The 9,606-nt window shown below is 50.8% G+C and carries 8 protein-coding genes and 1 riboswitch; of the genes, 7 read left to right on the top strand and 1 reads right to left on the bottom strand.

Annotation, left to right across the window (positions count from 1 at the left end; translation table 11 throughout):
* Positions 1-23: 23 nt before the first annotated feature.
* A complete protein-coding gene (ltaS, locus tag ETR37_RS17575) occupies positions 24-1,973 on the bottom strand; it encodes a lipoteichoic acid synthase (protein WP_129447593.1) in 1,950 nt (649 codons plus the stop codon).
* A 447-nt stretch (positions 1,974-2,420) separates the two neighbouring features.
* Here ltaS and ETR37_RS17570 point away from each other — a divergent pair, with 447 nt between their 5' ends.
* From ETR37_RS17570 to ETR37_RS17545, 7 genes are all read left to right on the top strand, one after another.
* Positions 2,421-3,758 carry a TrkH family potassium uptake protein gene (locus ETR37_RS17570; protein WP_129447594.1) on the top strand — a complete coding sequence of 446 codons (1,338 nt, stop codon included), beginning with the start codon at positions 2,421-2,423 and terminating at the stop codon, positions 3,756-3,758.
* 150 nt (positions 3,759-3,908) lie between these two features.
* A riboswitch (cyclic di-AMP (ydaO/yuaA leader) is annotated at positions 3,909-4,048 on the top strand.
* Positions 4,049-4,148: 100 nt separating this feature from the next.
* Positions 4,149-5,984: an APC family permease gene (locus ETR37_RS17565; protein ID WP_129447592.1), complete on the top strand. Its 1,836-nt coding sequence runs from the start codon at positions 4,149-4,151 to the stop codon at positions 5,982-5,984.
* Between the two features lie 105 nt (positions 5,985-6,089).
* Complete coding sequence (gene ytaF / locus ETR37_RS17560; RefSeq protein ID WP_011229724.1) at positions 6,090-6,728, top strand: sporulation membrane protein YtaF; 639 nt, start codon at positions 6,090-6,092, stop codon at positions 6,726-6,728.
* 67 nt (positions 6,729-6,795) lie between these two features.
* Positions 6,796-7,779: a sporulation protein gene (locus ETR37_RS17555; RefSeq protein WP_014194671.1), complete on the top strand. Its 984-nt coding sequence runs from the start codon at positions 6,796-6,798 to the stop codon at positions 7,777-7,779.
* On the top strand, positions 7,742-7,918 hold the full coding sequence (locus ETR37_RS19275) for a hypothetical protein (RefSeq protein ID WP_155824518.1): 177 nt from the start codon (positions 7,742-7,744) through the stop codon (positions 7,916-7,918). Before ETR37_RS17555 ends, ETR37_RS19275 begins: the two co-directional genes overlap by 38 nt.
* Positions 7,911-8,414 carry a spore coat protein gene (locus tag ETR37_RS17550; RefSeq protein ID WP_129447591.1) on the top strand — a complete coding sequence of 168 codons (504 nt, stop codon included), beginning with the start codon at positions 7,911-7,913 and terminating at the stop codon, positions 8,412-8,414. Before ETR37_RS19275 ends, ETR37_RS17550 begins: the two co-directional genes overlap by 8 nt.
* Before the next feature lie 153 nt (positions 8,415-8,567).
* Positions 8,568-9,506, top strand: a complete 939-nt coding sequence (locus ETR37_RS17545; protein WP_015373783.1) for an ROK family protein — start codon at positions 8,568-8,570, stop codon at positions 9,504-9,506.
* Positions 9,507-9,606 lie beyond the last annotated feature (100 nt).

Raw genomic sequence — 9,606 nt, 5'->3', positions numbered from 1 at the left:
TGGTGTGAGAGGACGAGGGTTAGTCACCCTCTCCTACTCGATTTATTGTAATCATATTTTGACGGATCGACCGGCTTGAAGCCTTTCGGTGTATAGAACCGGAGCAAATCGCCGTAGACGACTTTATCCGATAGGTCAAGCTTCGTACGGACGATTTGTTCGAGCCGCTGAATTTCCGGCGTGCTTTCAAGAGGTTCGCCTGTTTTCGTGTCATAGTACTTGCCGTTGACCGCTGTCACCTTCGGCGTGACAAAGTCGCCGTTGCGGAACGGAACGATTTCTTGATGTTCAGGTGACAGCAAATCCGTTCCAAAATGGACGTAATTTTTTGTATCAATGCCCAGCAGGTGCAAGACCGTCGGCAACAAATCGATTTGGCCGCCAAACTCGTGCATGACGCCGCCTTTTATGCCCGGCACGTGGATGAACAGCGGCACCCGCTGCAATTGCGCATGTTCATACGGCGTAATTTCTTTTCCTAAAATTTGCGCCATGGCTTTGTTATGGTTTTCCGAAATGCCGTAATGGTCGCCGTACAAAATGATGACCGAGCGGTCGTACAGACCCGATTTTTTCAAGTAGTCAAAGAACTCTTTCACTGCTTCGTCCAAATAGCGTGCCGTTTGGAAATACTGGTCGACCGAGCCGTCGCCTGTCGTCGCCGGCGGGATCGTCGCATCTTCCTCGCTGATCGGGTACGGGAAGTGGTTCGACAGCGTAATAAATTTCACATAGAACGGTTCTTTTAATGTTTCTAACAGCGGGATCGACTCCCGGAAAAACGGTTTGTCTTTCAGGCCGTAGTTCAAGACGTCCTCATCGTTCATATCGTAGTAGCTGGCGTCAAAGAAATGGTCAAAGCCGAACGACTTGTAAATTTCATCGCGGTTCCAGAACGTTTTGTAGTTGCCGTGGAAGACGGCGCTTGTATAGCCGTATTGGTGCAAAATGGCCGGAGCCGCCTGATACGTGTTTTGTCCTTTCGTCGTAAAGACAGCGCCTTGCGGCAAGCCAAACAGCGAGTTTTCGAGCATAAACTCCGCATCCGACGTTTTCCCTTGTCCTGTTTGATGGAAGAAGTTATCGAAATAGAACGTGTTCGGATCGCGGGTGAGCGAGTTTAAGAACGGGGTGACTTCTTCACCGTTCAACTTATAGTTAATCACAAAGTTTTGCAGCGACTCTAAATGAATGTAAATGACGTTTTTCCCTTTCGCCACGCCGAAATATTTCGGGTTCGGTTTGGCATACGTCGCCTGCACATAGTTCAGCACAGTCGTGATGTCGCTTTTGTTTGCGAACGCCCGCTGCGTCGATGATTTCATGCTTTGGAACGCATCGTAAATCAAATAGTTGTACACGCCTAAATATTTGACGATATAGTTGCGGTCAAACGTTCTTGTCAAGAGCTGCGGGCGGTCGGTCTCAGCGAGCGCCAAGTTGATGCTGAACATAAGAATGGCCGAAGCGAAAATGGCGCCTTTTTTGAATCGGCCGGCCTGCACTTCCGGGAGCGAGAATCGCTTCGAGAAAACGATCACCGCCAAAATGATCGTATCCAAGAAATAGAACACGTCATACCAGCGGAGCAACTCCCAAATGCTTCTGCCGAGATCGCCGAAGTTTTTCGTTTGCGTCAACGTCGGGAATGTAATAAAATCGCTGAAAAAACGATAATAAACGATATTGGCGTATAGAATGAACGATAAGATGAAATTAATAATAATGAGCCATTTGTACACACGCGTTTCCTTGGCCAACAGCGCCAACCCAAGGAAGAATACCGCCGAGCTGATCGGGTTGATGAACAATAAAAACTCCTGCATGGAGTTGCTGATGCCAAGGTTAAATTCCGCTAAATAGGCGGCGTACGTCTTCAACCAAAATAAGAGCACGGCAAAAATAAAAAAGCCGATGTATTGGTTAGGGAGAGAACGACATTTTTTCAACCATTTTTCCCAAATTGCCTTCACGTCCTCTTCTCCTCCTTTGCCTCGTATTCTTAACGATGTTTCTATGTTTATATCAACAACCGTTGCCCACAGCAACAAACATTTTATTCTTACATGATTTTACATCGGAACGTCTCCATGTCAAGTAGCATAATACGTCTGTTGCCAAAAGTCAATGGAATGTTTTTATGGGACTGGTGCAAGCCCCCTTCCGCGCTTCAATGCTTGTGTGGCCCCAGTCGGACTGCCATTCGCCATTCATATAGACGAACGGAGACGGAAAAGGTTTCAATGCATCCACATTCTTGAAGCCGGTGGCCACGCCCTTTATCCATTTTATTATGCAGAAAGAATGCCTATGATGAAAATGGTTTGAGTACCCGAACAAGCTTGTTTTTGGTATATTTTTTCTATGCATCATCCACAACGATACGGGATTGGATGAAGAGAAAGGGGTAAGCCATGTCAATGAATTCGAAAGGCAAATTTTTTGATCCGCCGAAAATTCTCGTGTCCGGATTTGCACTCATTATTTTGATTGGAGCGCTGCTGTTGACGCTTCCTGTTGCGACCGTCGATGGAAGGGGGCTGCCGTTTTTAGACGCCTTGTTTACAGCGACTTCCGCGACGTGCGTAACCGGACTTGTCGTCGTCGACACCGGGACGACGTTCACGTTGTTCGGCCAGCTGGTCATTTTAGCGCTGATCCAAGTGGGCGGGCTTGGATTTATGACATTTGCTACGTTGTTTGCCTTTTTGCTCGGCAAGCGGATTTCCTTGAAAGAGCGGTTGTTGCTGCAAGAGGCGCTCAATCAGCTGAGTATCGAAGGGATTGTTCGGCTCGTGAAACGCATTCTCGTTTTTACCGTCGTCATTGAGGGCATCGGCGGATTGCTGTTGGCGATTCGTTTCTCGTTCGATATGCCGTTTTGGAAAGCCGTGTACTTTGGGTTCTTTCATGCGATTTCCAACTTTAACAACGCCGGCTTTGACTTGATGGGCGAGTTTCGCAGTTTGACCGGCTATGTGGAAGATCCGGTCGTGAGCCTTGTCGTGCCGATTTTAATTATACTGGGCGGCATCGGATTTATTGTCATGAATGAAGTGTATGAGTACCGGCAAACACGGCGGCTGTCTCTTCATACGAAGGTGGTGGTGATCACGACGGCATGGCTGGTGTTGGCCAGCATGGCGCTGATATTGCTGCTGGAGTGGAACAATCCGAAGACGATGGGGCCGCTGTCGCTCTCAGGCAAGTTTTTGTCCGCGTTTTACCAAGCGGTCACTCCGAGAACGGCGGGCTCGAATACGCTTAACATCCCGGATTTGACGCAACCGACGCTGTTTTTGATCGTGTTTCTCATGTTTGTCGGCGCTTCCCCGGGTTCGACGGGCGGAGGAATCAAAACCACGACCTTTACGACGTTGCTCGGCGCGGTTTGGTCGCAAATCCGCGGGAAAGAGGATGTCATTTTATTTCGGAAACGGATCGTGTACGATACGGTGTACAAGTCGCTGACCGTGACAATGAGCGGGCTGTTTATCGTCATGTTTGTGACGATGGTGCTGACGATCACCGAGCGCGGAAAAGACTTTCTCATGATTTTATTCGAAGCGACGTCGGCGTTTGGAACCGTCGGGCTGTCGATGGGACTGACTCCGGAGTTGTCTCCGCTCGGAAAGGTGATCATTGCCTTGACGATGTTTGCCGGCCGCGTCGGCCCGTTGACGATCGCGTACGCGGTCACGCTGCGCCGTCAGCCCGATCCGTTCCGCTATCCGAAAGGGAAAATGATGATTGGATGAGTGAAAAACAGAAAAATGTCGGGAGCGTGAGCGAAGGGGAAATAATAAAGAAAAAATAAGCCCAAAAGCCTAAAAACTCGCTGTTTTCCTCCTTTTTCAAGGTTGGCGGAGGGACAAGAAAAGGGGTAACATATGGAAGCAACAATCACTTGATTCGATGCGCTGAATCCGGCATGGAGCGGGGGACCCAATCGTTGCAACGCTCGTTGCTAGGGGTGAATCCGAAAGGACGGGCATCTCTCCAAGCCCGAACCCGACAGCTAACCTCGCAAGCGCTTTGGGGAGGGACGAGTATGGCTTTAGAACATTTGTAGCCGTTGAGTGCGTCCTCAGCGGTTTTTTCTTTTGAATCGATGAGTCAACTCTTATGCTTTTGGGAGGAACGGAAGCATGGCTTCGTTAAAACGTTTGTTGATTGGGAAACCGATGGAAACGAAACGGTTGAAGCATGAAAAATTACCCAAATGGAAGGCATTGGCCGTTTTTTCTTCCGATGCCCTGTCATCGGTGGCTTACGCGACGGAAGAAATTCTGCTTGTGCTTGCTTTATTAGGGACAAGCGTCTTTTTCTATTCGCTGCCGATCGCGGTGGCGATTTTAGTACTGCTGTTGTTAGTAACGTTGTCGTATCGGCAAATCATTTATGCGTTTCCATCTGGCGGCGGAGCGTATGTCGTTGCCCGCGACCACTTGGGGACGAAAATTAGTTTAGTGGCCGGGGCGGCGCTCATGATCGATTATATTTTGACGGTCGCTGTCAGCATCAGTTCCGGCGTCGCCGCGCTGACATCGGCGTTTCCGGGGTTGCTGCCGTGGAAAGTGGAGCTCGCTGTCGCCCTTGTCTTGTTTTTGATGGTGCTCAATTTGCGTGGCATTACCGAATCCGCAACAGTTTTCGCCTACCCGACGTATGTGTTCATTGGCTTCGTTCTCGTGATGATCGCTGTCGGCGGGTGGCAGTTGTGGCATGAAGGATGGCATGGGTTTACGATGCATGAGCATGCTTCCTCAGCTCACATGTTTGCGTCCGGTTACAGTTTGTTTATTTTGCTGCGCGCCTTTTCGTCGGGATGTTCGGCGATGACCGGGGTCGAAGCCATCAGCAACGGCGTGCCGGCGTTCCGGCCGGACAGTTCAAAAAACGCTGCCATTACGATGGGATGGATGTCCGCATTGCTTGGCGTGATGTTTTTAGGCATCACCGTGTTGGCGGCGGGATTCGGCGTTACTCCGACCGAGCATCAAACGGTCATTTCGCAAATCGGGCGTCATGTATTTGGGAATGGTCTTGTGTTTTACTTGTTTCAGCTGGCCACGATGGTCATTTTAGTGCTCGCGGCGAATACGAGTTTTGCCGGATTTCCGCAGCTGACGTCGATTATGGCGAAGGACGGTTTTTTGCCGAGAAGCTTGGCGGCCCGGGGCGATCGCCTCGTGTTTTCCAATGGCATCATGTTGTTGAGCGTGCTGGCGATCGTATTGATCATCGCGTTTCATGCCAAAACTCATTCGCTCATCCCGCTTTATGCGGTTGGCGTCTTTCTTTCCTTTACCATCGGTCAGAGCGGGTTGATTAAAAAATTATGGAAACGGGAAGAAGGACGGAAGTTCGGCGTGCTGCTCACCGTCGGAACGGGAGCGGTGGTCACCGGGATGGTCACGCTCGTCACGATGGTCGCTAAATTTACGCAAGGAGCGTGGATCGTTATCGTGGCGATTCCGCTGTTCGTCTGGATGTTCATCCGAATTCACGAGCATTACAAAAAACTTGGCGAGCAATTGCGGCTTGACGAACGGGAGTGGCAACAGCGCGAGAAACTGTTGAAACCAAAAGTCATTATTCCCATTTCCGGCGTCAGCAAAGTGGTCGCCCAATCCGTTCAGTACGCTCGCAGCATTTCCGACGACATTACGGCACTGTCGATTATTTTCGACGAAAAAGACGAACAAAAGCTGCGGCAAAAGTGGGAGAAGTTTTATCCGGACATTCCGTTGGAAGTCATCTATTCACCGTACCGAACCATTTTGTCGCCATTATTAGAATACATCACGAAAGCGGAAAAAGAAGCAGACCGCGCGCCGGTGACGGTGCTCTTGCCGCAATTTATCGTGAAAAAATGGTGGCATACATTTTTGCATAACCAAACAGCCATCATCTTGCGCTTTTTCTTGATCATGAAAAAAGATGTTGTCATTGCGACGCTGCCGTATCATTTGCGGGAATAATGTCGAGAAAAGGGGAAACATTTCCCCGGAAATCGATGCGTGTCGAATGGCAAGAAAGTCCCCTCTCCGTACGGAATTGCATATTGTACGGCAGGGGGGATTCATATGTGGTTATGGGTGTCCATGATTTTGCTCGCTTTCAGCGTGAGCATGGACAGCTTGAGCGTAGGCATTACGTATGGAATGGGTGGTGTCCGTTTTTCCTGCTTTTCGTTGGCGCTTATTGCATGCATGTCTGGAATGATGGTGTTTGTGTCCATGAACATCGGCCGTCTGTTGGCGCTTGTTTTGCCGTTGCAAGTCGAGAGAGGGCTTGCTTCAGTCATTCTCATGGCGCTTGGCGGTTGGGCGATTTATAACGTCTATAAGCCAAAGGGAGACGGAAGCGATTCCTCTATGGAATGTGATGGAACAGGGGAGGCTAACCGATTCAGCGGCGCTGTTCAAGTATTGAAACGGCCTGAACTTGGGGATCTTGATCGTTCAGGCACGATCAGCCAAAAAGAAGCGTTGTTGATCGGGATCGCTTTGTCGATGGATTCATTTGGCGCCGGGATCAGTTCGTCGCTTTTGCATTTCCCGCCGCTTTCGTTTTCCCTGTTGGTTGGCGTATTTACTCTCATGTTCATCCGAGTCGGCTTATCGTTGGGGTACATGGTGTCGAAAACGGGAATCATGAAAAAGGCGACAATGCTGCCTGGGGTTGTGTTGATTGTCCTAGGGTTGATCAAATTATTTCGGTGACACCATGTTGGCGGCTCGTTCGTAATTCAAATGTGAAAATAGGTTGATGAAAAAGGAGAGAGGTCCGATGTGGAAAAAGTTTTTATCGAAATTCGGCATTGGCGCTGCCAAAGTGGATCTCGTGCTGCATCGCCCTCATGTGCGCCTTGGTGAAACGTTGGAAGGGGAATTTTTGCTGGAAGGTGGTTCGGTCGCCCAACACATTCGGAACCTAGATGTCGTATTGCAATTGGAGGTGCACGCGGAAGGAAAGGCATATCGCCGAACCGCAGCGGTGATCCCGGTCGCTTCCTCGTTTACGATTCAGCCCGGTGAGCGGAAAGTGCTCCCGTTTTCGTACGCACTGCCGCTCCATTTGCCGATCAGCCGCCCAACGGTCCGTTATACGTTCGTCACCCGGCTCGATATTGCCGATGGGGCGGATGCATATGACCAAGACGCCATTCACATTTTGCCGCCGACGGCCTTGGAGCAAGTGTTTTCCGCTTTGGCCGCCCTGGGATTCCGGGAGAAAGCGACATCCGGAAGCATTACGCCGCATGGCCAGGAATTTTCGTTCTTCCCGACGAGCGAATTTCAAGGGATCGTCCAAGAAGTCGAGTTTTTTGCCCTTGTCGAGGGAGAAGGGGTGCGTTTGTATATGGAGATCGACGTCCGCCACGGCTTTGGCGGGGAACGCGAAATGAAACGGGAGCTGTTGATCACTCACGAACAGCTTCGCGATTCGGCGACGGCAGCCCGTCTGCTTCGGGAAGCCATCGAAGAGGCGGTGTGGGCGGCCGGGGCGTTCGGCCAGCTGAGCGGGCATCCGTTGGCAACGCCGCATTCGCCTATTTATAGCCATCCAGTTGGCCATTATCCACCCGTCCATCATTCGCATCATGGCGGACATGGGTGGGCTGGCGCCATTGGAGGATTTGCGGCCGGGATGTTGGCGGGAATGGTGGCGGAAGAGTTGCTTGACGATGTGATCGATGATGTCGCTGACGGGTTGGACGTGGATGATTGGTTTGATGGCGGCGATGGATTTGATGGCGGGGATTGGCTGTAATGATGATATGGAAGGTGCTTCGCATTTCGCGAAGCGCTTTTTTGCTGATGCGGATGTCTTGTACAACGGTGACCGTTTCTCCTTAGTGGGCATATACAATAAATGGAAAAATAAAACAAGGAGGAAACAAAATGAATGATACGTACGGTCATCGCCATTTGGCTTGGCATGAAACGTTGGAGTTGCATGAACTGATCGCTTTTCAAGCAAACGGTCTCATAAAAATGAAAAAGGCGGTCGGCAAAATCGACTGTCCTGAATTAAAAGGATTGTACCTTGAGACGATTCAAGGGCTGGAAACGAATTTGCGCGAGCTGCTTGCCTTCATTCCGGCGGCACCGATGATGGAAGAAAGCCGCGACCATGATGATGGCGACCGCGCCTTGCACGCTGGCGACTTGCTTGGCTTTTCAAAAACGGCAGTGCGTAATTATGCTGCTGCCATTACCGAGGCGGCGACGCCGGTGCTGCGCAAAACGTTTGTCAAACATCTGCTTAAAGCCATTGACACGCACGAAAAAGCGTTCAACTATATGTATGAACGAAGTGATTATCCAGCGTACGATCTCGTCCAGCTCCTTCACAACGATGTTCGCAATGCGCAAAAGGCGTTGTCAATGGGATATGAACGATGATGATGGCGAGCCGCCCCCGCCTAACGGGGCGGCCTCTTTCCTTGCAGCGGGGAGGAGCGGATGGACCGACGGCGAATACATAAAAGCGGAGAAACAGCTAAGCCGAATGGAGCTAGAAGAGAGGAAAGATAAAAAACGAAGGAGGCGTCATCGGTGCGTTACTATATCGTTTTTGATATTGGCGGCACATATGTCAAACATGCCGTCATGAACGAGCATGGCGACTTTTTCGAAAAGGGGCGTTACCGTTCGGAGCGGCATGACTTTCATCAATTTCGCGATGACTTGCTTAACGTCGTCCGCCAGGCGCAGGCCAACTATCCACTTTCCGGCATTGCGATCAGTTCCGCAGGAAGCGTGGATAGCGACATCGGCGTCATCGGCGGAAGCAGCGCCTTGCCTTGTATTCACGGTCCCAACTTTAAAGACGTATTCGGCGGGGCAACGGGCCTGCCGGTAGAGATGGAAAATGACGCGAATTGCGCGGCGCTTGGCGAGTTATGGAAGGGGGCGGGCCGGGGCTGCCGCGACATCGCCTTTGTCATTGTCGGCACCGGCATTGGCGGGGCGATCGTGAAAGACGGACGCATCCATAAAGGGGCGCATTTGCACGGCGGGGAATTTGGCTATATGTTGATGGATGTCCGCTATGAGAACGGAAGGATCGAATGCAAAACATGGAGCGAACTGGCGGCGACAAGCGCGTTGATCCGGATGGCGGCTGAGGAAAAGGGGATGCCGGAGAGGGAGTTGGACGGAGAAAAAGTATTTGCGCTGGCCGAGAGCGGCGATGAAGCCGCGCAAAAGGCCATTGACCGGTTTTATTTTTCATTGGCCCAAGGGATTTTTAACTTGCAGTACGCATATGACCCGGAAAAAATCATTTTGGGCGGGGCCATTAGCAGCCGCCCCGATTTCGTCGACGAAATCAACAAGCGGCTTTCGGTGTTATTGTCGCTCGTTCCCATTGCCAAAGTCCAGCCAGTGGTGGAGACGTGCCAATTCAAAAACGATGCGAACTTGCTCGGCGCTTTGTATCATTACTTAGAGCGGCGCGGGGAATTAGGGGAAGCGTCCGGCCCGTCCCATTAGGCAGCAACAGGAAGTCGACTGTTCTGTCTTGAAAACAAGGTCGCTGACTAGAAAAAGTGTGAGTAAAATATTTGTGGGTGACATTCAGGAATGATTCCCC

It is taken from the genome of Geobacillus sp. PK12 (genome assembly GCF_004123125.1).
Lineage (GTDB): Bacteria > Bacillota > Bacilli > Bacillales > Anoxybacillaceae > Geobacillus > Geobacillus zalihae.
This window is presented reverse-complemented; position numbering and strand designations above follow the sequence as displayed.

Coding starts and splice junctions, on each gene's coding strand:
- ETR37_RS19275 (WP_155824518.1), top strand. CDS start 7,742: ATGGCGGCGATGGATTTGATGGCGGGGATTGGCTGTAATGATGATATG.
- ytaF (WP_011229724.1), top strand. CDS start 6,090: ATGTGGTTATGGGTGTCCATGATTTTGCTCGCTTTCAGCGTGAGCATG.
- ETR37_RS17565 (WP_129447592.1), top strand. CDS start 4,149: ATGGCTTCGTTAAAACGTTTGTTGATTGGGAAACCGATGGAAACGAAA.
- ETR37_RS17550 (WP_129447591.1), top strand. CDS start 7,911: ATGAATGATACGTACGGTCATCGCCATTTGGCTTGGCATGAAACGTTG.
- ETR37_RS17555 (WP_014194671.1), top strand. CDS start 6,796: ATGTGGAAAAAGTTTTTATCGAAATTCGGCATTGGCGCTGCCAAAGTG.
- ETR37_RS17570 (WP_129447594.1), top strand. CDS start 2,421: ATGAATTCGAAAGGCAAATTTTTTGATCCGCCGAAAATTCTCGTGTCC.